Here is a 26168-nt window from a genome sequence, read left to right on the forward strand (position 1 = left end):
AATGACCAAGCGGTTTCTATATTCTTTGCTTATCACAATCGTGCTTGTCATGGTTACAGGCTGCAGTGATCGGCTGGATTTGGAAGATGGCACAATCCCATTATTACAGGGCTTTGATCTTGATACAAATAACAATTTTCTTTTCTATACAGCAAGTCCTGTGTTCAGCAAAAATGCCAAGAAGAAAACGCAAGAAATCAGTGTGCGGGCTCAGACGGCCCGTCAAGCGAGGGGAAAAGAGAGTGCTTTTACGGAGGGTATTTTTCAGGGCAGGAAGGTTCTCGTCAGTCTGGTCAGCAGACGCCTTTTGGAGCACCCTGACTGGTTCCGAACGATGGATGTCTTATTTCGCGATCCGAAAAACCCGTTGACAACAAGATTTGTCGTTTACGACGGACCACTCTCTGAAATTATGTACTTAAATCCGAAAGACCAGCCTTCGCTCCCCTTGTTGCTCCGGGGAATGATCGATACGAAGAGCGCCAGATCGGAAACGGTAAAAACGACTACACAAGAGCTGCACCGGCAAATGAGTGAGAAGGGAGTGACCCCCTCTATCGCCAAAATTAATTTGGAGAACAAACAAATTAAGTTGAACGGAACGGTTCTGTTGGATCATAAGGGGAAATATGTTCTTTCCTTGAAAACGGCAGAAACCGTATTACTATGTATCTTACAAAATCAAGTGAAAAGCCAGTCAACTTGACGCTGTCCATTCCAGGCAACCCGAAGCCAGGTACATTCGATACAAACAAAATAAGTATAGGTACAAATAAAGTGAAAACGAAAATTAAGACCTCCTATCTAGAGGGCAAATTTCATTTTGACATTGAAATCAAAATAGCTGCTGGACTGACGGAACGTTATTTTCCTTACGATATGAAAAAAAACGGAAAACAATTAGAGAAAATGGCAGGCGAGCAAGTACAAAAGCAGATGGAGAACCTCATCAAAAAAATACAGGAGAATAAAATCGATCCGATCGGACTCGGGCTCTACGCCCGTGCTAATGAATACAGCCGATATGTGAAAGTTGAAGATCACTGGGGCGAAGCGTTGGCTGAAGCGGATATACATGTTTCCGTAAAGGTAGGCATTGCAAGCTGGGGGCCAGTGAAATGAGATGAATCTGATGATTGTTTCATGATTTGTCCGAAAGGTGATGTCCATGAAGAAATATGGCTTGAATGAGATCACACTTATGCAATTTATTTTTATGAATTTCGGCGTTCAAATAAGTATTGGGTTGTTGGCATTACCTCAAGTTTTGGCCGAACGGGCTGGTACGGAAGGCTGGATTGGAATTCCCATCGGCTGGGTCTTTTCCACAGGGGCAAGTTTGATTATTATCCAACTGATGAAAAAGTTCCCGGACGGCACCGTGGTGGATTTACTGACCCGATATTTGGGGAATTGGGCAGGTAAGAGTGGAGCTATTCTTTATGCCCTCTACTACTTGTTTTTTGGCTATCTCGGGATTGTGAGAACGATTCTTTATACGAAGGATTGGCTTTTGCCGCAAACTTCGGCTTACATCACGATGTTGTTGCTCCTTATTCCTACATATACGATTGCCCGTAATGGACTTCGTATCATAGGCCGTTATGTGGAACTCATTATTTTCCTCTCCTTATGGATCGTGTTTGTTTATTTATTCCCCCTAAAGGATGCCCACTGGCTTCATCTGTTCCCTATCTTCAAAGAAGGCTGGAAACCTATATTCTCAGCGGCTCAAGTAACCATTTTTTCTTATTTGGGATTTGGAGTAACGTTGATTTTGTACCCGTTTTTGCAAAATAAAACTAAGGCTTCCATGGGTGTTGTGATCTCCAATACGATGACGATGCTCGTATTCTTGTTCATTACGATCGTCTGTTTCGTCTATTTTAGCCCAGACGAAATGAAAGCGTACAACGAACCTGTGGTCAATGTATTAAAAACCATCGAGTTTAAGTTTATAGAACGAGTTGAAATGCTGTTTGTCGCGTTCTATTTGTTTATATTTTCATTTTCATGGATACCGACTATGTACTTAAGCGTATTTTGCACAAGCTGGTTGTTCGGAAAGCAGGATCACCGCAGCCATTTGAGGTTACTTTGGCTAATAATTGCCGTTGCTACTTTCTTTTATATACCAACTTTTAATCAGAGCGACCAAATGGATAAAGCTCTAGCATGGGCAGGCATTTGTTGTGAATATGTATTTCCAGCTTGCTTGTTGATATATGTGTGTATACATGATCGTCTTGGGTGGAGGGTATACGAATGAACAAGCGGCTGGTGTATGCGTTATGGATTACAGCAATGATAGTTGTTGTTCCGGGGTGTGCGGACCGTTTGGATATGGAGGATGCCACACTGGCTCTTGCGCTTGGCGTGGATCTTAACGAAGAAAACAAGCTTATGATGTATTCGACGAGCCCTGCCTTTAGTAAAAGAGCTAAGAAGAAAACGTTGGAAACTATAGAGCGTGCACAAACATTACGAGAGTCGAGAGCCAAGCAAGATGCCTTTTCGGCAGGTGTTTTTCAAGGCAGGAACTATCAGGTGCTGATTGTGGGCAAACGTCTCCTGCAGCATGAAGACTGGTTTCCGCTGCTGGATGTTCTCTTTCGCGATACCAAGAATAGTGTATCCGATCGCGTTGTCGTTTACGACGGGCCTGTTTCTGAAATAATATACTTGAACCCGAAAGACCAGCCAATGATGCCCATATTATTGCGGGGAATGGTCGATACGAAAAGCGCCCAATCTGAAACAGTAAAAACAACGGTGCAGGAACTGCACAGACAAATGTATGAGACGGGTGTAACTCCTGCTATTTCCGAGGTTAAATTGCAGAAAAAACAAGCCATTAAGCTGAATGGAACAGCACTGCTTAATCATAAGGGCAAATACATCGTTTCATTAAATGCAACGGAAAGTATTTTACTGCGAATTTTGCAGAATAAAGCAAAAAAGTCTGTCAATTTGACGATATCCATTCCGGGTGAAGAGAAGATCGGTCCATTCGATACCGACAAACTAAGCTTTACTGCCAATAACATAAAAGCCAAACTAGCAACCTCTTATCGTCAGAACAAATTCCATTTTGAAATAAAGATCAACATGCATGTTGGATTGACAGAGCATTTATTTCCTTACGATGTGCGATATCAAGGGAAAGAGCTGGAGGTAAAGATCGCTGAACAATTAGAAAAGCAATTGGAGGGGCTTATTAAGAAAATACAAGCGCATGAAATTGATCCGATCGGATTAGGACTTTACGCGCGAGCTCATGAAAATAGCCAGTACAAAAAAGTGAAAGATCATTGGGGCGAGTCGTTGGCTAAAGCGGATATTCACGTTTCAGTGAAAGCGACAATCGATAGCATGGGACCAGTAAAATGACAGAAAGTAATCCAGTACGCAATTTAATCGGCAATATAGCTTGCTAGAGCAGGAGGATGGACAATGAAAAAATATGCATATAATGAGATTACCTTCATGCAGTACATCTTCCTCACTTTCGGCATGGTTGTAAGCATCAGTTTTTTGGCCTTGCCGCGAGTATTAGCTGAAAAAGCGGGTGTGTCTGGCTGGATCGCGCTTATCCTCTGTTGGGCCATTACTTTGGCAGCAAGCTTGATCGTCATTCAAGTGATGAAAAGGTATCCAGATGGTACCATTTTGGATTTATTAACGCGATATTTGGGCAAATGGGCAGGTAAAGCGGGAGCCATTCTGTTTGCGCTTTATTTCTTTTTTTACGGGTATACGGGTCTCGTTTACACGGTTCTTATTACGAAGCAATGGCTTCTCCCGCAAACTTCAGCACTTCTCTTGCTGATTTTACTGCTGATTCCCACCTATGTAATTGTGCGCAGTGGCCTGCGAGTTTTGGGCAAATTTGTGGAAATGGTTATTCTTATTTCCTTATGGATACCTCTTGTTTATTTACTTTCGCTCAAAGATGCCCATTGGCTCCATTTGCTTCCCATACTCGATGTGGGCTGGAAACCTCTACTTTCAGCGATATCAAATACGATTTATTTTCACGTCGGATTTGTAACCACGTTCATTTTGTATCCGTTTTTGAAGCACAAGCAGAAGGCTGCCAAAGGAATTATTATTTCCTATACGTTGACGATGCTCGCGTATTTGTTCGTCACAATCGCCTGCTTTGCCTATTTTAGTCCTGATGAAATACTAGCCTACAATGAGCCAGGAATTAACATACTGAGATCTCTTGAGTTTAAGTTTATAGAGCGGATTGAAGTGTTGTTTATTGCATTCTACGTCATTATTTTTTCATTGTCCTGGATGCTTCCCTTGTACCTATGTGTATTTTGTACAAGCTGGTTATTTGGAAAAGAGGATCACCGCAGTCATTTGCGGCTGCTTTGGTTGTTCATCGTTGTAGGCACATATTTTTTCATGCCTACCTATAATCAGAGTGCACAAATGAATGATGCCTTAGGTAAGATCGGGTTTTATGTTGAATACGTATTTCCGGGTTGCTTACTCATTTATTTATATATACACGATCGTCTTGGTTGGGGGAAGCATAAGCACTCATGAAAAAGCGGATGCTGTAGGCTTGGGTATCACTTTTTATTGTAGTTGAACGTAATCGTGAGCAGTTTATCATTTGTTGTCGTGCGAGTGAAGGCTTCGGATGTGTAACTGTAGCTATAGATGCTCTTTTGAGCCGCGAGCGCTTTTTTCAAATCCGACGTCACGGTTGCTCCCTTCAAATAGCGGATAACCAATTGCTCCTGACCTTCTGCGAGAGCCGAGCTTATTCGACCCGTTAAAGCTTCCAGATTCGTGGCTGTATTCGCTTCTGCCAAATAGTCATAACCAATAGCTGTATATAATTTATTATAAAAGACCGCATTTTCTGGGTCCGTTGCGGCTAAGGCGTTTAATGTTTGGTCGTAAGAGGCGCTAGCAGTCGGGTATGCCGCAGATGCTTTCCATGTATGATCCACCCGCAGCTGAGCATCCGTTAAATTGTAGTAATTGTAAAGCACGCGTCCCGCGATATCAGGAACAGGGTCATCCCAAGTACAGTCAAGCTGATACCATTTGCCATCAATTTTCACAAGATTCCAGGCATGGGGAATGCCGCGGGAGGAGCCCTCGACAATTTTTACCGGGATGCCGGCTTGTTTCATCATTTCATAGGTAATCAGCGCGTAGCCTTGGCATACGGTTTTGCCATGGATCAGGCCATCATAAGCGGAATGTGCGATTAGCTTTGTATCGTAAGCAATATGACCGACAATCCAGTCATGAATCGCTTTTTCCTTCTGATGATCGTTCATGTCTGTGGTCACAATATCTTGGAGAATTTCAGCGACGCGTTCCTGTACTTTTCCCGTTTGGGCAAGTGTTTCCCAATAAGTCAATTTAAAGTCCACGGTAGCTGTATTGCCCTTCATCGTAGCCGAAAAGTTGTAGGTTTTAACCGTATAATGCATATAATCGTCTTTATTTATAGCAGCATTTAAAGCATTGCTGATTTCTGTTTTTAATGATTTTGCATTTGTCCCTGTATAGGTTACCTGAAACGCAGGGAGCCTTTTATCAAGAGCATCCGAAATATCTTGCTGCAGCTGATCCTGCGCGGTTGAGCTGGATGCTGCATAGACGGAGAAAGAAGGAATGAAGGTGGTAACGCCAGTGAAAGTTCCAAGCAACGTGCTGCAAATAAATAAACGCTTAACCCATGTCTTCATCGTTTTCGTCCTTTTTTCAGATTGTATAGATTATGAACTATTCATTTTATCATAGCACACATACTGACTTTATTCGACAAAATATCCCAATGCAGCCTTCACATAATCAGGATGGCAAAAGTGGAATAGTAGTAACAGTCTCTATCATCCACAGAACTCAAGGAGTGAACAAACTCGTGAACTACATGCGCATCCTTACCTTGGTGTTTGCTATGCTGTTGGGGCAAGTGACAATGGCTTCTGCCGATGGGTCTTATCACTTTGGATTTAAGAAGAGCGTGAACGGTCAGCGTCCTTCCATTGATGAAGAAGGCTTCAAAAGCTTGCTGAAGCAGCACGGCGCTATTTTTACCGGAGATCTAGCCGTTAAGGAGTTGTATTTGACCTTTGATAATGGCTACGAGCAGGGATATACCGGTAAAATTTTGGATGTCCTTAAGGAGAAGCAGGTACCCGCTATTTTCTTTGTGACAGGGCACTATATTAAGACAGAGCCGGATTTACTCAAGCGTATGGCACAAGAAGGACATTTGATCGGCAACCATTCGTGGAGCCACCCCGATATGAGCGGCATTTCTGCAGAACGGATTCAGAAAGAGCTCAATCAGGTAAAAACGGAGGTAGAGGCTGTCACGGGGCAAAAGGACATGCGCTATTTGCGAGCACCGCGGGGAATTTTTAACGGTCAATCTCTGCGTGTTAGCGAGCAGCTCGGTTATACGAACGTATTCTGGTCAGTAGCTTACCGCGATTGGGAGCCTAAGAATCAGAAGGGCTGGGAGTATGCTTATAAAAATGTGATGGCTCAACTGCATCCAGGCGCCGTGATTTTGCTGCATTCCGTATCCAAAGATAACACGGAAGCGCTTGGCAAAATTATTGATGACGCCAGGAGTCAAGGATTCCAGTTCAAAAGCCTGGATGAGATGAAGATTCGAACACCTTAAGCTTCAGGTCGATAGTCACAAAAAAAAGACGTCCCATACAAATGGGACGTCTGTCAATGTTTGATACGTAGCCAAGCGATAAGGGATTCATCATCACCTCCCAATAGATTAAATTACAATTTACAGCCATCAAGCACCTTTATTGAGGAAGTTTTCAATCGTTGCTTGAGATTTCTTCTCTTGCAGCCAGCTCGAAGATAAAGTCGACAGCTTCTCATTGGTTAGGGTTGTTTTGATCTCTGCTTTTTTCTCCTCCAAGGTTGGCGTGGAAGCTGCTTTATGATCGGTGACTTTAATAATATCGTACCCAGTGCTTGTTTTCACAGGCTCACTTGTTGCATTAACAGCGAGAGCAAAAGCTGCGGTATCAAAAGCTGGATCCATTTTCCCACTGGATACATAGCCAAGCGATCCTCCATTGTCCTTGGTCACTGTATCTGTAGATTTATCCTTGGCTAGAGCGGCAAAATCTCCGCCAGCTTTCAACTCGGTTAAAATGGCATCCGCGTCCTCTTTGGTTGCTACGGAGATATGGGAAGCCTGAACTTGCTCGGGCACTTTTAAGGTTTCTAGATTAGCATCGTAATACTTCTTGATTTCATCATCTGTAATCGTGATTTGCGGCTCCAGAATCTTTTTCAAAGTAACTTGGGTTTTCATGCTTTTCTTTAAATCATCAAGCTTCATCCCATAAGAAGTAAGGGCTTGTTGGAATTCGGCCTCTGAGCCGTAGGAGCTCTGAAGGGCTGCGATTTCGGCGGTAATATCGGTATCGGTGACTTGAATGCCTGCTTTCTTTCCTTCTTGGGTAATGAGCTCGTCGTTAATGAGAGAACTTAGCGTTTGCTGGCCACCGCTCGCTAACATAGCTTGATACAACTGATCCGTGCTAATGCTAACCCCATTGACTGTAGCCGCGGAAGCGACTTCGCTAGTCTTTTTGAGTGGCGGATAGACAATAATGTAAGCTACCAGGCTAAGAAGTAATATCGAAGATACCCACTTCCACGTGCGGTTTGAGGATATATGGTTATTCATGTAAATGACTCCCTTCGTTTTTCGAATGGTTAGGGCAGTTGTTCAGGGTCACGTTGTAACCTGATTCCTAGTATGCCTAGTAAAGCTGAAGCGTACTTGAACGCTAACTGAAAATTTCATGAATACCTAAGCATATTCTTCCTTTTGAGGTGGAATTGGTTATTTACTATGCCAGTTGTATCCAAACACGCATACTAACTAGAAAGAGAGACATCATCCCCGTTCACTTTGAATGAGGGATTTTTCTTCAGTTAATTGGATAATAGATATGAATTTTTTACCTTTACGGACCGATATAGAGAAAGGATAGAAGTTGGATATAGACAAATAAGGACATTAAAAGAGGAGCCATCATGTCAATTTCAAAAGGGAAGCAGCACCGTTGGTCGTTCACAAACGTTTCACTCAGAGTTAAACTGCCAGTATGGATCAGCTTATTAGTTGTTCTAGTACTGACGGGGAGTAGTGGTCTGACCTATATGTTCGGGTCCAAGATTGTTCTGATGAAAAGCAAAGACGAAATCAATACGAACGCAGAGCGAATTGGGCAATACTTGCAATCTATCGTGAAGTTGGAAGAACAGAGCCTTTACTTGGTTTCGGTCCAAGGCGAACTTAGAGATCTATTGAAGCTTAGAAATCAGAAAAGTGACCAAGACTTTTTCTCTGCCAAAAACGATCTTCAAGCAAGGACGAATACCCTACTTGCTCAAAGTGTGAAGGGAACCCAAGGTATCCAAACGATCACTTTAGTGGATAATCACGGAACAACGATTGCCAGTAATAATCCCGGCTCTATTAAAGCAGATCTCTCTGAACGCGAATATTTCAAAGAGGCTATGAAAGGCAATTTCTCCATAAGCGATGCGCTTATCTCCAAGACAACGGGTACTCTGGTCAATGTATTTGCGCAACCAGTCAAGGCTGATGACGGCACGGTGCTTGGAATATGCATACTTACGATCGATACATCATTATTTGTTAATGAGTTAAAAGATATCAAGATCAACAGCGAAGGAAGAGTGTTCGTCGTAAGTCGTCAAGGAACGATCGTTTATCACTCTACTGTTCCTGATATGATAGGAAAGAAGCTGGAAGCTGAACAATATGCGGACATCCTGAAACAAAAAACATCTGATCAACTCCTGGTGGGTAACCTCGACAGCAAGGATACTTATATTCGTTATGCCAAAATTCCCGGAGCCGATTGGACGGTTGTGATCGCGGATGATTATACCGATATTCAAAGACCCTTAAATGACTTGATGACCAATATCTCTATGATTACAATAGGTGCCGTTCTGATTGCCATAATGATTGGTATCTTCATATCCAGAAGCATTACCGCTCCGATTACTAGATTGGTGGCGCTGTTCAAAATGCTAACTTCCGGAGATTTGACTATCCGTGCGGACGGCAAGTACCGAAGCGAATTTAGGCAATTAGCCGATAATTTTAATGCAATGGTGGAGAAAAATAAGCAATTAATCGAACATATGAATACTTCTATTCAAGTATTGACTACCAGCACTGGCGAGTTGGAGCAAACATCGAAGAAAACGGCTCAATCTATCCAAGAAACGTCCGTGACAACGATGGAAATTGCCAGAGCGATGGATTCACAGTCTAATGAAACCGAAAGCATTGTCAGTAAATTTAATGAATTAGGAGAAATAATGGAGACGATCAGCAGTAAAACGCAATCGGTCAAAGAACGCTCCGAAGCGATCATTGATGTATTCCATACCAATAATGAAGTTATTGAGAGCCTGATTGACATTAATAGTAGAAATGAACAGGAAGTTCAAAAAATATCATCAATTACGGCCTTGTTAGCTGAGAGCTCTAACCACATTGGCAATATTACGGGGACGATTGGCGATATTGCGAAGCAGACGAATCTATTGGCTCTGAATGCTTCAATCGAAGCTGCAAGAGCGGGAGAGCATGGAAAAGGCTTCGCTGTCGTTGCGGATGAAATTCGTAAATTGGCGGAACAATCCTCCAAGCAATCAAGAGAAATTAATGAAATTATCCGGCTGACACTTGCACATGTCGATGAAAATAACCAAAGCGTCGGTGAAATTCAGGCGATTGCGTTGAAACAAGATGAATTCGTTGGCAAAACTCAGCAGGCGTTCACGGTTACTTTGGATCATGTGAAAGATATTACGCATCAAATTCAATCGATGGCAATGGATGTCATGCAAATGGAAAAAGATAAAGATCAAGTGCTGGAATCGGCCCAAAGCTTATCTGCTTCTGGAGAAGAAGTCTCCGCTTCTGTGGAAGAAGTAACAGCAACGGTACAGGATCAATCGTCCATGGTTCAAACACTTGCAGGTATGGTAGAGAGTATCGATAACTTAACGAAGAACCTCGCTGCCTTTTCTTCACAATTCAAAGTTCAATAACAAGACTGCCTCTTATTTGGCCCTTCTGGCCGCGTAGGGGGCCTTTTTTTATTGCTTCTTTCGACAGTCTCAAAAACGCGCTTACAGCGAAGGGAAAAGAGAGAATAGGCGGAATAATAACTGTAAAGCTGTTTTTCCGTGTTAAGGAAGGCAAGAGGTCGGTCAGCGACGCTGTAAGCACGAAAAACGTGCTTATAGCGAAGGAAAAAGAGAGAACGGGTGGTATGATGAGCTGTAAAGCTGTTTTTCCGCGTTACGGAAGGCAAAAGGTCCGTCAGCGACGCTGTAAGCACGAAAAACGTGCTTATAGCGAAGGGAAAAGAGAGAACGGGTGGTAAGATGAGCTGTAAAGCTGTTTTTCCGCGTTACGGAAGGCAAAAGGTCCGTCAGCGATGCTGTAAGCACGAAAAACGTGCTTACAGTGAAGGAAAAAGAGAGAATAAGCAGTAAAGCTGAAAACAACATGCTTACAGATAGGACCGTCAGATTCTTGATGGTTTTTCTTGATTCTATCTTACAGCATAGCTTTGCGGAAATCCGAAGGCGATTTCCCTTTTATTCTTTTGAATGTATTGCTGAAATAAGACAGATCAGTATACCCCAGGCGTTGAGCAATTTCCGATATTCGAAGGGAAGTGTGAACAAGAAGTCTTTCTGCTTCGTCCATACGCATCTGAATGACATAGTCAACGAACGTTTGATTCATCCGCTGTTTAAAAAGTTGGCTTAAATAACTTGGGTTCAAATGTACAGCAGCGGCTGCTTCCGTCAACGTGACATCTCCGGGAAGTTTGTTCTTAATGAGTTGAATCACTCTCTCGACGGAAGACATCTCTTCTGGATCTTTGAGGGGATAATCGGGCACGGGGTTCACTGTACGGGTACGCTGCTTCATCCATTTTTCCAAACAAGCCTTCATTTCGTCAACTTCTACCGGTTTTAACAAATAGTCAAAAACACCAGCTCGTAGGCACTTTTGAACATAAGAGAAATCATCGTGTCCGCTGATGATGATGACAGATTGGTCTTGCTTGATGGCGCGCAATTGATTGACGAACGTCAGGCCATCCATAACAGGCATACGGATATCCGCCAGTATCAGATCAACGGGGTTATTTTTCAACCAATCCAAAGCTTCTAGACCGTTACTGCACTCTTTAAGCAATGTAAAAGGCAATTCCGTCCGTTCCACGGTTCGCTTGATTGCAGTTCGTACCCATCTTTCATCCTCAATCATCAGTATCGTATTCAAGAAAGTACCTCCTACATGATTGCCGGAGCAGACATCGGCAGCTTAATATCAATGATGACCCCTTGTTCGTAACAGCTTTCAATAGAAATGCCATATGGCTCACCAAACAGCAAACCGATTCTCCGATGCACATTGACGATACCAATGCTGCCTCCGTCGGAAATGACATCTTTTTGGAGCAGGCTAAGACGAATGGTTTGGAGCATTTGTTCTGAAATTCCCATTCCGGTATCCTGAATTCGGATGATAAATGATTCATCTGATTCTCGGATTGCAGAGATGGTAATGCGAATGACGCCCTGCGCAGGCTCTCCGTGAATAATGCTATTCTCCACAAAAGGCTGAAGTGAAAATTTGGCGATCGTTTGCTGTCTGGCCCAATCAGGGATACGTATCTGGTACTCCAATTTGTTTTCAAATCTGTATTTCTGGATACGCAAATAAATTTCCGCGTATTGAAGCTCCTCTTCCAACTTGACCTTCTCTGTTTGTTTTCTCAGATTATAGCGTAAGAGACGAGCCATGGAGGAGGAGATGGACGATATATCATCCACACCGTATTCCAGCGCCATCCCTCGAATCGTCTCCAGTGTATTATATAAAAAATGGGGATTCATCTGGGACTGCAGCGCTTTCAATTCAATCTCTCGCTGTCTTAATGCGAGTTCGGTTTCCTTGAGCTTGGAAAAATAAATCTCGTCCATTAAACTTTGCAGCCGATTGACCATCTTATTGAAACCATGAATCAACATCCCGATTTCATCTTTGGAATCCACTTGAATATGCCCGGAGAAATCCCCGGATTCAACTTTTCTCATATAAGAATACAGCCGTTTGACGGGTCTGACGATGCTGCTCGCAAAACCAAAGCCGAACAAAGAAGCGATAGCCAATGTAATGATAACCGTATATAAAATAGTGCGCTTGATATAATCCGTTCCTTGGATCAGTTCTTTATAAGGAATCGAGGTGATGAGCGTCCAGCCGAGAAAGGACGAATGACTGTAAGTAAGCAATACTTTTGGGCCATTGGTCGTAACAAACGATCCGCTCTCCCCAAACAAGATATCATGCATTTTTTCGAAATTCGCAGTTTTGTCCAGTTCCAGCAGATTAGGATGATAAACATAATGACCTTCCGAGTCAATGATGTACATGTAGCCGGTTCGACCAATAATTACTTTCTCTGCGATTTCCTGAAAGCGCTTGAAATTGACGTCCATGACGATCATTCCAATGGGCGTTAAGGTCATAGGGCTCACCAGGCGTCTTGCAATGGAAATGACCTGTTCCGTATGATCGTCCCATTTCAGCGTTCGGGTGAATATTTTGGGTTCGCTGGTGTCTGGGACAGAAAAATACCAATCTTCGTCGACCACGTGATTTTCGGGATGTTTAAAATTTTTATCGATAGCGTCGATCATTTCAATTCCGTCCATAATGACAGTAATGTTCGAAATATCCGATCGGGAATAGGCTGCGTTGCGAAGTACCTGTTTCACAGAATCTCGAATCAGGCTATCGTCGATTTCTTCCCGGGATTTCATCTTCAAATAGCTGTTCATACTTGGACTGTTTAATATTTTTAATAGGCTAATTTCAAAGTCGTTTACATAGTACTCGACATGGGTATTCACTTGCTCAATGATTTGCCAGCTAAATTGACGGGCCTCGTTCTCCAACACGTCGGCTGAGCGTTGATAGGAGATGATGCCGACGAAACACATCGGAACAACGACGAGCAGAGCACAAAGGACAAGAAGCTTCGTGAATAACATCTGATCTCTCAAAAAAATGCTTCTAATAGTTGTCTTAACAACGTAGCTCAGGCGGTTTCGCACGTTTCACCTTCCCGATCATGCAAGCTTATTTGATTTGCTGATGGGCATATTATACAACAGGGGAAGAAAGACGAAAATAAGACCATGTGATATTATTTTCACATAGTCTTATTTTGCAAGCTTCTTGATTACTTCCTAGCTTTGTCGATAGCATCCAAAACGTCTTTATAATCAGGGCGGTATTTATCGATGACAGGCTTAACTTTATCCTGCCAAGGCTTTACGTCTGTCACTTCAATGACAGTTGCACCGCCGGCTTTTACTTTGGCTTCAGAGTCTTTTTCGAATTTGTTCCATTCATCGCGTTCGGTTTTTACAGACTCTTGTGCGGCATCTTTAATAATTTTTTTATCTTCGTCGTTTAGTTTGTCCCATGACGCTTTACTGATCATCAATACTTCTGGAACACGTTGGTGCTTATCCAGAATTAAATTTTTCGCAACCTGATAATGGTTAGAGGTGAAATAGCTTGGGTAGTTGTTCTCAGCAGCATCAATAACACCAGTCTGCAGGGCGCTGAACACTTCGCCGTAGGCCATTGGACTTGCATTAGCTCCTAATGCTTCCATTAAATCGATATTAATTTTGTTTTGGATAACGCGAATTTTCAAGCCTTTCAAGTCGTCAATGGTCTTCACCGGTTTCTTCGAATAGAAGCTGCGGGCGCCGGATTCATAATACGCTAAGCCTTTTAATCTAGAGGCTTCTAAGCTGTCCAGCAATTCCTTACCTTTGTCGCTTTCGAGGAATTTCCATTCATGTGTATCATTATCGAATATGTACGGAAGGCTGAATACGCCGTAAGCTTTATTGAATTCGGCCAATGGTCCCGTGCTCACACGAGTAAACTCAATCGCTCCTAGCTGTACTTGCTCGATGACTGCTTTTTCTTCACCCAACTGTGAGTTCGGGAACACATCGATTTTAATGCGCCCATTAGATTTTTGACTGACGAGTTCGGCGAATTTTTTATCCCCCAGAACGGTCGGATAGTTGTCAGGATGGGTATCAGCCAAACGGAAAGTGTACTTTTTGCCTTCTGCCTTAGGGGCTGCTGTGTTTTTGTCCACTGGAGCGGGGCTGCTTCCAGCACTGCCGCTGCTACCGCAACCGGAGAGAAGCAGGCTGATGGATACCGTTGTTCCGAGCAGTAATGTCGTCGTTTTTGTTGAAAGAATTTTCATTTGTTATCCCCCTTAAAATTTGTTTCAAACAAATTCACTAATGACATATTCAGTGTGATTATACAATGAAAGCGTATCCAAATGTTATGTGATATTTTGTCTTTTTTTTGTGAATTTTTTAGGTCAATGTTTCATTAAATTAGGCAGCCACATGGAAAGTGACGGAATGTAGGTTAGCAGCATCAACACCGCAACAAGAACCAGAGCGAACGGTGCCATTGCGCGTGCACCTTGTCCGATAGATAGTTTTCCAATCGCGCAGCCGATGAACAAGACGGTTCCAACAGGTGGAGTGAGTAATCCGATGCCCAGGTTTAACATCATAATAATTCCGAAGTGAACCGGATCCATGCCTAGAGCTGTTACGACGGGGAGCAGAATAGGCGTCATGATCAGAATCAGCGGAGCCATATCCATCGGTGATCCAAGAATCAGCAGCAAAACATTGATAATTAGTAAAATGACAATGGGATTATGCGAAATTTGCAGCAGTGCGTCAGTAACTAGCGCCGGTATTTTTAAGAAGGCGAGTACCCAACCGAAAGCATTTGAAGCAGCGATCAGGAATAAGACCATCGAAACCGTGCGAAGTGTTCGTTTTAAAATGTCCCACATGCGGCTGAGTGGAATTTCTCGGTATACGAAAAAGGTGACGATAAATGCATATAAGCAGGCAATCGCGCCGGATTCCGAAGCGGTAAACCAACCGGAGAAAATGCCGCCAAGAATAATAAAGGCAGGCATGATTGAAAGAATCCCGTCAAACAGAACTCTTGGCACGTCTTTCCGTTCAACCACATGCTTTTGAGTAAAGCCTTTTTTAATAGCCATAAAGTAGGCGGCAACCATTAGCGAAATACAGAGAATAATACCCGGAACCACACCGGCAAGAAACAAAGCGGCAATAGATGTTCCGCCTGCTGCAAGCGAATATAGAATCAAGTTATGGCTTGGAGGGACAACCACGCCTTGAATGGCGGCTGAAGTCGTTAAACCTACCGCGAATTCAGAGCTGTACCCTTTTTTCTTCATCATCGGGATCATGATGGAGCCGATTGAGGATACATCGGCGGCTGCGGATCCGGAAATATTGCCGAAAAACAAGCAGGCCACGCAGTTAACCATAGCTAGGCCACCGCGAATACGGCCAACAATCAGGAGCGCGAAGTTGACGAGTCGCAAGGCAAGACCGCCTTCACCCATGATCTGTCCGGCCAGAATAAAAAACGGAATCGTCAGTAAGGCATAGGAATTAATCCCTTGAATCATCCTCTGGCCTACGACTGCGAGCGGGACTTGCAAATACATCAGGGTTAATATTGTTGATCCTGCCAATGAAAGTGCAACGGGAAAGCGCAGTACGAGCATGATAATAAAACTAATAGCCAAGATAAGTATAGCGATTGTCGTCGAATCCATGTTAGTGTCCACCTTCCTCAATGCCATGATGACGTTTCGTGTTGACACCAAAGAGCTGTAATATGGTGTACACGCAGATCATAACTCCTGTAAGAGGCATGACGGCGTAAAAAACACTATTCGGCAATTTTGTTGCAGGCAGGGTTGAGCTATTCATCAGAACAGCAAAATCCCACCCGTATTTAATCAAATAGATCCCGAAGGCAATACTGCCAATACTCACCAATTTATCAATTACATTATTGACCGACTTTGGCAGTTTGACAGTGAATGAATCAATGGCCAAATGCAGCTTTTCCCTGAACCCTATGGCGATTCCCATAAAGGAGAACCAGATCAGCAGAACCATCGTAATTTCTTCGGACCAATGGAAAACGTAATTGAACAGCTTGCGGGTAATGACTTGAACCGTAACGATGAGTATCATCGTCAATAGAGATGCTTGAGCAAAATTTTCAAAGAAACTGTCGATGGATAAAAGAATTCTTGTAATAATCTTCATTGTATTTCCCCCCTCCTCGTCGTACTGTACGTATGAATGAAAGTGCTTACATTTTCTTGAGGCAACTTTATTGTAATGAATTTAGAGTCCTTTGATAACTGCCGGCTTTTTAGTTTTATTTGTAATTTTTTAGGTAACTAATAAATGAACGCGAACTAAAAATTTCTTCGAACACCGGGCGACCTTATCTGTTAAGACAAATGATGGTTTGCGGCTTTTTGACAGTTCATCCAAAGAAATAGAGTCAAAATAGATTTATTTAATTGTATACAATTAAATTGTTGACTAATATAATTGGGGGTGCTATTATTGAACTATAAACATTGTAAACAATTTAATTTCAAACAAATAAAAGGTGGGGGGCATGTAAAATGTCAGTTACATCTATATCCGATGCCACGTTTCATTCTGAAGTTGAATCTTACGCGGGGACTGTTTTACTGGATTTCTGGGCACCTTGGTGTGGTCCTTGTAAGATGGTAGCACCTGTTCTGGATGAGTTGTCGGCCGAACTTGGAGATGCTGTCAAAATTGTAAAAATCAACGTCGACGACAATCCTGAATCAGCTGCCAAATATGGTGTGATGAGCATTCCAACGCTAATCGTGTTTAAGAACGGTCAAATCGTTGAACAAATGACAGGCTTACAGTCCAAAGAAAAATTAAAAGCGGCTATTGCTAAAGGCTAATCAGAAACGAAATGATAAGGAGAACTCGATATGACACAAGAACGCACAGGCGTGGCTACATTTGGCGGGAAACCTATTACCCTCATAGGCGAAGAACTGAAGATTGGCGATCAAGCCCCTGATTTTAGGCTAAATAAGGATTTGCTCACGGAAGTATGTCTTGCCGATTATGCAGGGAAGGTGAAGCTGATTTCGGTCGTTCCTTCCGTTGATACAGGTACATGCGACGCACAAACGCGGCGGTTCAATGTAGAAGCGGATAAGCTGGGGGAACATGTGGTGATACTGACCATTTCGGTGGACCTTCCATTTGCTCAAAGTCGATTTTGTGGGGCAGCGGGTATTGATAAAGTTGTTACCCTCTCTGATTATAAGAACCGCGATTTTGGTCGAGCGTATGGCGTATTGATCAAAGAAATTCAACTCGATCAACGAGCGATTTTCCTGTTGGATGCGAACAATACGATTCGTTATGTGGAATATTTAACGGAGATGACCAGTCACCCTGATTATGACGCGGCTTTGCGTGCTTTGAGCGAGCTTGTATAGAGAGTTCCAACTCCTCCTCACATTGGAGTTTATATAAGAAAAGAGCAGCCACCCGACAAGGGAGTGCTGCTCTTTGGGTTTTATATGGCCTTGGCGTCCAACGCCAGATCGGGCATTTACTGAATAAGGAACGTGGTCACAAAGGAAGGCCGAGGAAAAATAGACGGCTTCTGCTGAGTAATGCCCTCGGACGCATCTCTTTTACGATGAGCGTGACCGTAAGCCTGGGATTGCTGCCAGTCTGTAAAGTTTTGCTCGGATTGCCACACCGTCATAATGACATAGGTATCACTGTTCAAGGGACGCAGCACTCGTATCGCAATGAAACCGGGCTCGTCTTCCACTTTGCGGGCACGATTCATAAAGCGATCTTCGAATTCAGCGCGACCTTCCTCTGTAACGGGTATATTGTTGAGAACGACGTAGCCTCCACCTGTAAAAGAAGCAACGGCATCAATGGCTTCGTAAACGTACACTTCTCCTTGTTTCGTTGTCAGGTCGAGTTGATCGTCTGTCTCCATAAGATGCATAACCTTCGTGTCCTTGTCTTGCAATGCGAGTCGGTAGTGGGAAGACCACTCTTCCGCGCTAGAGTCGTTCATCATATATAGATACATGGTAGGCAGCCGCCTTTCGATTGGGAAAATCATTAATGCTATTGTATCTATACCCATTCCTGGTTGGAACTAAACGCTAGGGCGGTGAGCTGCTAACTTCAAACCATGCGGGTGCCCTTAGCCATAGCCCCGCGGCACAAGGGGCACTCCTTGGCAGCAAGCCGCGCTTCCTGCGGCGAAGAGATCCGCGACCAGGCCTTGCAGCCGGCCTGCTGACAGATCCACGCCGCGACTTGCTCCGCTGCGGCGGGCTTCACGAAGGCGGCGGTCGGTCGCCGCGCCGGCGTAGGACTACTGCCAGCCGCCGCAGGCTTGCGGCTGTCCAAGGCAGTGTCCGCGCCTGTGAACGCGGACACAAGGAAGCGGGAAGGCTCCGCCTTCTTCCCGCGGAAAAACGCCGGCGAGCTGATCAGCAGCTCCGCCTTAGCGCGCGTAACGGCGACGTAGGCTAGTCGCCGCTCTTCCTCCAGCGCAGCGGGAGCCTTGCCCTGCCCCGCAGCAGCAACGATCCGGACATCTTCCAGATGTCCGGCATCAAGGGCAGAACTGTGCGGCATATTGCCTTCAACCGCACAGAGCAAATACACGATAGGGAATTCTAACCCTTTCGATTTATGAATGGTCATGAGCGAAATTTTATTCGCGGCATGTTCTTTTTTCTGCAAGCTCATTTCGGTGCGTTTTTCCGCGACCTCATGGATAAAATAAAGGAACTGCTCTACGGTGTCGAATCGCTTGGCCGAAGATTCCAACTCGTCCAACGTCTCTTTCAGCATCTCTCTGTGATGGGTCAGCTTGCTTCGCTTATTCGTCTCCAGGAATGAATCGTAGAAGTCTTTGCGAATCGCTTGGACAGCGGCTGCAGGCTTCATCTCGGCAAGGGATTTGATGAGGCGAATGCGAGCCTTCAGCTTCTCTTTTTGAAAGTCCTTCAGTTGGGGCAAGCCTAAGAGGTGGATTAACGGCCATTTTTTGGCCTGAATCGCTTCCTGGTTTTGAATAATCCGCATGCCTTGTTCGCGCCCGATATATAATGAAGGTAGGACACCCTCGATCGCTTCGAAGTTGCGCCGTTCATGGGCAAGCCTTAGATGATCAATAATCGGCTTGACCATCCACTGATCGTAGAAGGAGTCGTTGCTTCCGTAATCAACAAACGGCAAATTGTGAAGAATGAGCTGCTCAATAATGGCTCGGCTGTTGCTGGCCGTTCGATATAAGATTGCGAAATCGCCGAATAGAAGGCCGCCCTCCGCCACTTTGAGTCGCAAATCTTGAATTAACCAGTCTGCCTCATCATCGCTGCTTGAAGGTCTTACATATTGAGGCTTGCATTCACTTTGCTTCGTAGCCAGCAGTGTTTTGCTTTTACGCTGAACGTTATGCTTGATAATCGCATTGCCCAGACCTACGATGCTTGAAGTCGAACGATAGTTGATATCCAGTGTAACCGTTTGAGCCGCAGGATATTGTTCATGGAATTGCAAAATAAACTGGTTGCGTGCCCCATTAAACGAATAAATCGTCTGGTCATCGTCGCCGACAACCATTAGATTCTCGTGGTGTGTGGCAATCATTTTAATAATTTCGTACTGAACCGTATTCGTATCTTGGAATTCATCCACGCTAATATAAGTGAATTTACGCTGCAAAGAGCGTAAGATATCGGAGTTTTGTTGTAATAAATGGTACGCTTTGACGAGAATATCGTCAAAATCAATCTTGTGCTGCTCCATTTTCCACTGTTCATACTGTAAAAAAATACGTTTGATTTCTTGTTCTTCTTCGGTGCTTTCCGGAAGTTTATCGACTTCGACAAGCTGCATTGTATAGGAAGAAAGTAAGGAAATCAGCACTTCGGGCTGATAGGTATCCTGTAATCCCATGTCAAGCATGATGCGTTTGAATACGATTTGCTGATAACGGCCGTCACTGAGAATATCTTGATTGAGACCATTCATTCTCAGCATCCGGAGGCAAAATGCATGAAAAGTTCTAACTTGCATCACACTCGTCATGGAGCTGTCTAATCCAGGCAACGAAGTCAGACGCTCTCGCATTTCTTCCGCTGCTTTTTTAGAAAAGGTAATCAACAACAAGTTGCCCGGGTGGACGCGATGAACACGAAGCAGATAAGCTACACGGCACACCAGAACAGTCGTTTTGCCCGAGCCTGCTCCTGCCAAGGTGAGCAAAGGTCCTTTGAAATGGCGTACGGCCTGAACCTGGGGTTCGTTCAACAAGATACCGCTATGCTCCAAGTCGCGAAAAAAATAAGCGTCCCGGTCTTCATCGGACACGAAGTCGGAGCTGTTCGTTAATAAGGCCATGCGAGCATGGGGAATGGAGTGTTCAATCGGTTGTTTGGAACCGAATGGAGTAGGGTAAATACTATGAGAAATCACAAAACATCACCTATTTCATTGCATTAATGGACTACCTATTCTACCACATATGTGTGTGGCGTAGCGGAGGAGCCTGTTACAATTTAAATTTTGAACGAAGGAAAGGACACATAGAGCTATGGTGATTTCTTATGGCAAATTATTATGGAGCCAGTTCTTGAAGCATGATGCAACAGGACTTGCTGCGCAGTGCGCGTATTACTTTCTACTGTCTTTGTTTCCTTTTTTATTATTTGTTATGAGCTTGCTAGGTTATTTGCCTTTCTCATCGGAGGATGTCATTCGTCTGATCAAAGAATATGTACCGGGAGCTGTGGCAGGCTGGTTGGGGGAAACGCTAAGCAATTTGCTGGATGTGAAAAGAGGCGGTGCTCTATCCTTCGGTTTGATTCTATCTCTCGTGAGCGCTAGCGCAGCGATGAATTCAATCGTGCTGGCGGTCAACAAAGCGTATGGGCTGCCTGAGCGCAAAAGCTTCATTCATTCCCGTTTTCTCGCTGTGATGCTCACACTGGGTATGTTGATTGTCATTGCTTCTGCCTTATTGCTTAGTGTGTTTGGGGAATGGATCGGGGAGTGGATGGAACTGCATCTCCGTATCCCAGCGGCAACAGTAGACATTTGGAACAATTTCCGGTGGGTTGCTAACTTTATTATTCTGTTCATCGTTTTTACCGGCATTTATTATATAGCGCCAAATACTTGTTTAACCTGTAAAAGCGTAATTCCCGGCTCCTTGTTTGCAGCTATAGGCTGGCAAGCTACCTCATTTGGCTTCTCCTTTTACGTCAATCAGTTCACCAATTATAGCGCGACATATGGAAGTGTAGGGGGGATCATCGTCCTCATGACCTGGTTTTACATCTCGGCGCTCATCATTATCATTGGCGGCGAAATTAATGCGTTAAAGTATGTAAAGAAGCAGTTGCCTGAGAACTCGCTTGATCATACAACGGATTCCTAATCACGGAGGTAGCCCACGATGCGTTCCAGATGGCATCCAAGCCATCTAAGCGATATCTTCCTGTAGAAGCTGATAATAGGGAGGAGCCTCTCCATTCTTAGCGGATAAGCGTGATTCAAAGTACATAAGAGTGAAAAAAGACCTTTCTCTGACTACTACATCAGAGAAGGTCTTTTGTTACATGCATGGACGAGATGGATCTCTAAACCCGCTCAACCTTCAACAGGTTGGTCGTGCCTGACTTGCCGATCGGAATGCCGGCGGAAACGACGGTGAGATCGCCTTTTTTCACATAGCCGAGTGTTTCTGCTTGCCCGATGGCTGAACGAATCATCGCATCGGTGGATTCATAAAATTCACCGCGAATCGGAATGACGCCCTGTACCATACTTAGGCAGCTGATGGCATATTCGCTGGAAGTAATTGCGATAATAGGAGCTACCGGACGATACTTAGCGATCATACGAGCCGTAAAGCCGCTCTCGGTAGGCGTAAGAATAGCTGCCGCTTGCAGCTTGTTGGCCGAGGATACAACAGCTTGGCACAGCACTTCGGTCACTTCGTTATTGGATTGAAGCTGTGCGTCGATCAATGAATTCCGCTCCATGGTTTGCTCTACGCGCTCAGCAATTGTTGCCATCATCGTCACGGATTCAACGGGATACTTGCCCGCGGCAGTTTCGCCGGAAAGCATGACCACGTCACTGCCGTCAAGCACGGCATTGGCGACGTCACTTACTTCCGCGCGTGTTGGACGCGGGTTCCGCTGCATGGAATCCAGCATTTGAGTTGCCGTAATAACCGGCTTGCCAGCAAGATTGCAAGCGCGAATCATATCCTTCTGAGCGATTGGAACCTCTTCCGTAGGAATTTCCACGCCCAAATCGCCTCGAGCTACCATGATGCCATCGGATGCTTCAAGGATGGATGCGAAGTTCGTCATACCTTCTTCATTTTCAATTTTCGAGATAATCGGTGTAAGTCCTGCTCCGTGCTGCTCTAGAATGCCACGAACTTCTCTGACATCGCTGCCGTTGCGAACGAATGACATCGCAATGATGGAGATTTGCTCTTCAACGCCGAATTTGATATGCATGACATCGCGCTCTGTTACACCAGGAAGGGATGTACGGACGCCCGGCAAGTTTACACCCTTGCGCTGCTTCAGAACGCTTTGGTTGAGTACGCTGCACGTTACTTCTGTACCTTCTATGGTTTCGACTCGCAGTTCAATAGAACCGTCGTCGATAAGAACAAGATTGCCTGGCTGCACGTCTTGCGGCAGACCCGGATAGTTGACCGAAACGCGGCTGGAGTCGCCAATGATTTGCTCGGTTGTAAGAACGATGTTGTCACCTGGCTGTAAATCGTAGGACGCATCTTTTAGTTGTCCGATACGGATTTCAGGACCTTTAATATCCATCAGAATCGGAATCGTTACACCTAGCTCTTGTGCCGCTTGACGTACGCGCTGGATACGACCACGATGCTCGTCCAAGTCGCCGTGAGCCATATTCAGTCTTGCAACGCTCATGCCAGCGTTAATTAATTGTTTGAGAGTAGGGATGGAATCGCAAGCGGGTCCCATCGTACAAATAATTTTCGTTTTACGCATTGTGTAGGACTTCCTTTCGAGTGTAACGAATGATTGTTGGCTTTATTTTAACCCTAAATGAACCGTAGTTCCATGAACTATAGTATGATATATGTATTATAGTATGTAAGGTGGGCTCTTGATGGAGGTTGTATCTTTCACCTATGACAAAAGCAGCAGCTGGTACGGTGAAAATCAGGAGGGCAGTCCAAATTGGACGCTTGTTCTGGTGACATATGGCAAATGCGTGTACTGGATTGCTGACAAAAAGCAGGTGCTGGAAAAGGGACAATGGCTGCTCATTCCAAGCGGAACACCGTTCTATGGCAAGAATGTCCCCACAATGATTCATGAGAAATATGTGGTGCAATTCACGGCTGGGGATACGTTGGATGCTTTTCCATTGCTGCAAATTTCGCAGTATGAAAGCCGCGCGACGGGCAAGTACGAGTTGATTCTGGATCGGGTTCGATTGATGTACTTACAATGGCATGACAAACAGCCCTATTATCAGACGCTGTGCGAAGCGCTGTTCAAAGAGCTGTTTGTTCATCTGCATAGAGAGTGGGACGAGGATGCCCCTAGAACCGTTACGGCTCTGTTAGTGGATCAGATGAAAGGGTATATCCAGAACCATTATCGCGAACATGTCACTAAAGAAGAATTGGCGGCGTGTATTAGCCGATCTCCGAACTATGCAGCAACGCTTTTTCGCAAGGTGACAGGGCAAACGATCAGTGAATTCGTTCACGCCACACGGATCAAAACAGCCGTTTACATGCTTAGGCATTCCGCCTTGACGGTAACGGAGATATCCGAGTTTATCGGTTATAACGATCCTTCTTATTTCTACAGGGTTTTCCGGCGTCTGACTGGTTTAGTACCAACGGATCTCGTATCAGATCGCGAAGTTGTACGCAAGTAAGGGGCTTACATGGTTCCGCCACCTTGCCTTACTTCAGGCGGTATTTGCTCTGGCCCTTTATTGATGTTCTGGTAGATGAAGGTGCCGACACTTTTTTCATCGAATTTCGCTAACTGCATCGTTTTCGTCCAAGCTGTTACAACAACCTCCTGATCACTCGGCACCGCGGTATCTGGCACAGCCAGAATGCCTGCCCCAGCTTTCTTAAAATGGGTTAAAGGTTCAAGCTGATCAAGGAGCGTCTGTGGAGCATCGGGATGATAATGAATAATAATATCGCCATGCTCCAAATTGTGGACAAGCTTTTCAGTAGGTGGCTTCTCTTTATAAAAACCGAATTTCAAATCGTGCGGGCTATGCGTGCCTGAGGTTGGGATTTTCATTTCATAGGTCAAGGTACCGTCATCATGCCCGCGGCCATAATCTTTGTCCGTCACGACCTGAATGGGAGCGTTGTAGTTGAGCCTCTCTATACTATTTTGGCTGGAATAACGCTGAATGAGTGAGGTTCCAACGGAACAAATAGCTATAATGACAAGAGCATGGGAAATCAGGAGCCATGTTTTTTGCTTTTTACGCAGCGCTTGTTTTTCCGCTTTTTTCAAGCTGCTTGTGTTTTCCTTGTGTGCCCGCGCAGCAAACACATATCCACCAATTGCCAATATAGCAATGATTAGGCCGATGTAAAGCAATATCGTAGTTAAATCAGTTCCTTGCTGCATATTTTGCATATTCGAATGGTCCATTTACAAAAGCTCCTTTGTGGCGAAAAATGTAGTTATTGTTACACTACATATTGTAGTTTCATCGTCACAGGAAGTCAACTTTGTTCCACCGAATTGCCATTATTGAGTGAGCGGAGCATGGCCCAGGGTGCGTCTAAATTTCATAAAACTGACAGAGCGCCAAATCACAATATAGCTTAAAGTGACCAAATTACAAAGAAATGCAAGCGTGCTTGAATCACTTGTCGGAACCAAGGACACAAATATAAATCGAAGGGCAAAGACCGTGATTAGGATCATGAAAACAACTTTATTTCGTTTAATAAATGCCGATCCATTGTTTCGAACTTCAAAATTAGTCGTTAGAATAAGAGGAATGGAAATGACCAGACCTATGAACAAAGCAAGGAATACTTGTTGTCCTTGCACACGCAGGTTCGGATCCATTAATTGCAATAATGATGTAGAAATGTACAGAATCGGCAGCAATAATGGAATTCCAGATTTCTTGATTGGCGTTTGCATACCTCGCAGTTGACCACGCAGGATCAGGACAAATATCAATATGGAGATAGCTAAAGATACGGTTGCGTTCATGTTTAATGACCTCCTAAAGTGTTGATTCAATAAATTAATTATCTCTGATAGAGGTCCTTTGCAACAGTGAGATAAGTAATCAGACGCGGGTGACTTATGTCATGTTAACTTGAGTTTTAACATTATAGAAAGTATAGGTTTTCAGGAGAGGACTGAGGGTTACCCTTTTTGCTAAAATTAAAGGCTGGAATGGAGCATGTTTGAGATGATATTTTTTCGATGAACGTAGTCATGGCTAGTTACGCTTTGAATGGAGAATCTCTGGGTGTCGAGAAAGTCTCGGCTGCCTGAGATTTTCCTGTTTATGATGAGGGGGAGATGGTTAGTATCTGAGCGTGTTATCCAACTCCGATAGTGCTTTTGGCATCGGGTCGGTTTTACCATGTCGAGAGTCTTTCCTTTTTTTGACGGGGACGCCTAACGAACTCAGTAAGCCTTATTTGATCAAATGACAAAGAGTTATCGTTTTAACGAACTCTAGACGCGTTATTACAAGTAAAAGCTCATCCATTCACTCATAATTGACCCCATAACGTCGCTTGAGTTCGTTAGAAGAATGGACAGCTTATTTCTGGTCGCTAACAACGCCTAAGGTGGCTGTCGATTCAACGTGGATAAAATGAGTGCCCACCCACCTTTTTCATCATTTTCGTGGTTTTTGAGTCTCGAATGACCTAATTTTCTGGGGAGTTCGGGCTCCTTCTCTAGGTAACATAGGTGGTGGGAGTACGGCGAATAAACCCAGGGCTGGGGTCGAACAATCGCCTCACCGTGTGTTTAAGA

23 protein-coding genes are annotated in these 26168 nt (G+C 44.3%); 11 read left to right on the forward strand and 12 right to left on the reverse strand.

Annotation, left to right across the window (positions count from 1 at the left end; genetic code table 11):
- Position 1 precedes the first annotated feature (1 nt).
- From FU659_RS16325 to FU659_RS16345, 5 genes are all read left to right on the forward strand, one after another.
- Positions 2-706: a Ger(x)C family spore germination protein gene (locus FU659_RS16325; RefSeq protein ID WP_147948558.1), complete on the forward strand. Its 705-nt coding sequence runs from the start codon at positions 2-4 to the stop codon at positions 704-706.
- Complete coding sequence (locus tag FU659_RS16330; RefSeq protein WP_261807857.1) at positions 703-1122, forward strand: Ger(x)C family spore germination C-terminal domain-containing protein; 420 nt, start codon at positions 703-705, stop codon at positions 1120-1122. The genes FU659_RS16325 and FU659_RS16330 overlap by 4 nt, the downstream gene beginning before the upstream one ends.
- A gap of 40 nt (positions 1123-1162) precedes the next feature.
- Positions 1163-2269, forward strand: a complete 1107-nt coding sequence (locus FU659_RS16335; RefSeq protein ID WP_261807859.1) for a GerAB/ArcD/ProY family transporter — start codon at positions 1163-1165, stop codon at positions 2267-2269.
- Positions 2266-3390, forward strand: coding sequence for a Ger(x)C family spore germination protein (locus FU659_RS16340; protein ID WP_147948561.1), 1125 nt, complete (start codon positions 2266-2268; stop codon positions 3388-3390). Before FU659_RS16335 ends, FU659_RS16340 begins: the two co-directional genes overlap by 4 nt.
- A gap of 63 nt (positions 3391-3453) precedes the next feature.
- On the forward strand, positions 3454-4560 hold the full coding sequence (locus FU659_RS16345; RefSeq protein ID WP_147948562.1) for a GerAB/ArcD/ProY family transporter: 1107 nt from the start codon (positions 3454-3456) through the stop codon (positions 4558-4560).
- Between the two features lie 26 nt (positions 4561-4586).
- On the opposite strand, the gene FU659_RS16350 is transcribed toward FU659_RS16345, so the two are convergent.
- The gene (locus FU659_RS16350; protein ID WP_147948563.1) at positions 4587-5723 is read right to left on the reverse strand and encodes a transglutaminase domain-containing protein; all 1137 of its coding nucleotides are present in this window, start codon (positions 5721-5723) and stop codon (positions 4587-4589) included.
- A 185-nt stretch (positions 5724-5908) separates the two neighbouring features.
- On the opposite strand from FU659_RS16350, the gene pdaA reads away from it, so the two are divergent.
- Entirely contained in the window at positions 5909-6670 is a 762-nt protein-coding gene (gene pdaA, locus FU659_RS16355; protein ID WP_147948581.1) for a delta-lactam-biosynthetic de-N-acetylase, read from the forward strand.
- 129 nt (positions 6671-6799) lie between these two features.
- Here pdaA and FU659_RS16360 read toward each other — a convergent pair whose 3' ends face one another.
- On the reverse strand, positions 6800-7708 hold the full coding sequence (locus tag FU659_RS16360) for a foldase protein PrsA (RefSeq protein WP_147948564.1): 909 nt from the start codon (positions 7706-7708) through the stop codon (positions 6800-6802).
- Positions 7709-8061: 353 nt separating this feature from the next.
- On the opposite strand from FU659_RS16360, the gene FU659_RS16365 reads away from it, so the two are divergent.
- Positions 8062-10122: a methyl-accepting chemotaxis protein gene (locus tag FU659_RS16365; RefSeq protein ID WP_187274191.1), complete on the forward strand. Its 2061-nt coding sequence runs from the start codon at positions 8062-8064 to the stop codon at positions 10120-10122.
- Positions 10123-10636: 514 nt separating this feature from the next.
- Here FU659_RS16365 and FU659_RS16370 read toward each other — a convergent pair.
- The 5 genes from FU659_RS16370 to FU659_RS16390 all read right to left on the reverse strand — a co-directional run bounded on the left by FU659_RS16370 (position 10637) and on the right by FU659_RS16390 (position 16320).
- Positions 10637-11374, reverse strand: coding sequence for a response regulator transcription factor (locus FU659_RS16370; RefSeq protein WP_147948565.1), 738 nt, complete (start codon positions 11372-11374; stop codon positions 10637-10639).
- 11 nt (positions 11375-11385) lie between these two features.
- Entirely contained in the window at positions 11386-13164 is a 1779-nt protein-coding gene (locus FU659_RS16375) for a sensor histidine kinase (RefSeq protein WP_147948566.1), read from the reverse strand.
- A gap of 179 nt (positions 13165-13343) precedes the next feature.
- A complete protein-coding gene (locus FU659_RS16380; RefSeq protein ID WP_147948567.1) occupies positions 13344-14399 on the reverse strand; it encodes a TRAP transporter substrate-binding protein in 1056 nt (351 codons plus the stop codon).
- A 123-nt stretch (positions 14400-14522) separates the two neighbouring features.
- Positions 14523-15818, reverse strand: a complete 1296-nt coding sequence (locus FU659_RS16385) for a TRAP transporter large permease (protein ID WP_147948568.1) — start codon at positions 15816-15818, stop codon at positions 14523-14525.
- A gap of 1 nt (position 15819) precedes the next feature.
- On the reverse strand, positions 15820-16320 hold the full coding sequence (locus FU659_RS16390) for a TRAP transporter small permease (protein ID WP_147948569.1): 501 nt from the start codon (positions 16318-16320) through the stop codon (positions 15820-15822).
- Between the two features lie 371 nt (positions 16321-16691).
- On the opposite strand from FU659_RS16390, the gene trxA reads away from it, so the two are divergent.
- Both trxA and tpx read left to right on the forward strand, forming a co-directional pair.
- A complete protein-coding gene (gene trxA, locus FU659_RS16395) occupies positions 16692-17009 on the forward strand; it encodes a thioredoxin (RefSeq protein WP_147948570.1) in 318 nt (105 codons plus the stop codon).
- Positions 17010-17039: 30 nt separating this feature from the next.
- A complete protein-coding gene (tpx, locus tag FU659_RS16400) occupies positions 17040-17558 on the forward strand; it encodes a thiol peroxidase (RefSeq protein WP_147948571.1) in 519 nt (172 codons plus the stop codon).
- Between the two features lie 116 nt (positions 17559-17674).
- Here tpx and FU659_RS38335 read toward each other — a convergent pair whose 3' ends face one another.
- Both FU659_RS38335 and FU659_RS16410 read right to left on the reverse strand, forming a co-directional pair.
- The gene (locus tag FU659_RS38335; RefSeq protein WP_315971329.1) at positions 17675-18163 is read right to left on the reverse strand and encodes an antibiotic biosynthesis monooxygenase family protein; all 489 of its coding nucleotides are present in this window, start codon (positions 18161-18163) and stop codon (positions 17675-17677) included.
- A 110-nt stretch (positions 18164-18273) separates the two neighbouring features.
- A complete protein-coding gene (locus FU659_RS16410) occupies positions 18274-20580 on the reverse strand; it encodes an ATP-dependent helicase (RefSeq protein WP_261807858.1) in 2307 nt (768 codons plus the stop codon).
- Between the two features lie 118 nt (positions 20581-20698).
- On the opposite strand from FU659_RS16410, the gene FU659_RS16415 reads away from it, so the two are divergent.
- On the forward strand, positions 20699-21544 hold the full coding sequence (locus tag FU659_RS16415) for a YihY/virulence factor BrkB family protein (RefSeq protein WP_147948573.1): 846 nt from the start codon (positions 20699-20701) through the stop codon (positions 21542-21544).
- A gap of 202 nt (positions 21545-21746) precedes the next feature.
- Here FU659_RS16415 and pyk read toward each other — a convergent pair whose 3' ends face one another.
- Positions 21747-23159 carry a pyruvate kinase gene (pyk, locus tag FU659_RS16420; RefSeq protein ID WP_147948574.1) on the reverse strand — a complete coding sequence of 471 codons (1413 nt, stop codon included), beginning with the start codon at positions 23157-23159 and terminating at the stop codon, positions 21747-21749.
- Between the two features lie 121 nt (positions 23160-23280).
- On the opposite strand from pyk, the gene FU659_RS16425 reads away from it, so the two are divergent.
- Positions 23281-24063, forward strand: a complete 783-nt coding sequence (locus tag FU659_RS16425; RefSeq protein ID WP_147948575.1) for a helix-turn-helix domain-containing protein — start codon at positions 23281-23283, stop codon at positions 24061-24063.
- A 5-nt stretch (positions 24064-24068) separates the two neighbouring features.
- Here FU659_RS16425 and FU659_RS16430 read toward each other — a convergent pair whose 3' ends face one another.
- Together FU659_RS16430 and FU659_RS16435 are read right to left on the reverse strand one after the other, a co-directional pair.
- Positions 24069-24809: a DUF3105 domain-containing protein gene (locus FU659_RS16430; RefSeq protein WP_147948576.1), complete on the reverse strand. Its 741-nt coding sequence runs from the start codon at positions 24807-24809 to the stop codon at positions 24069-24071.
- Positions 24810-24908: 99 nt separating this feature from the next.
- Complete coding sequence (locus tag FU659_RS16435; RefSeq protein WP_147948577.1) at positions 24909-25385, reverse strand: CcdC protein domain-containing protein; 477 nt, start codon at positions 25383-25385, stop codon at positions 24909-24911.
- Positions 25386-26168: the final 783 nt, after the last annotated feature.

The organism is Paenibacillus sp. N3.4 (assembly GCF_008017805.1).
Taxonomy (GTDB): Bacteria; Bacillota; Bacilli; order Paenibacillales; family NBRC-103111; genus Paenibacillus_E.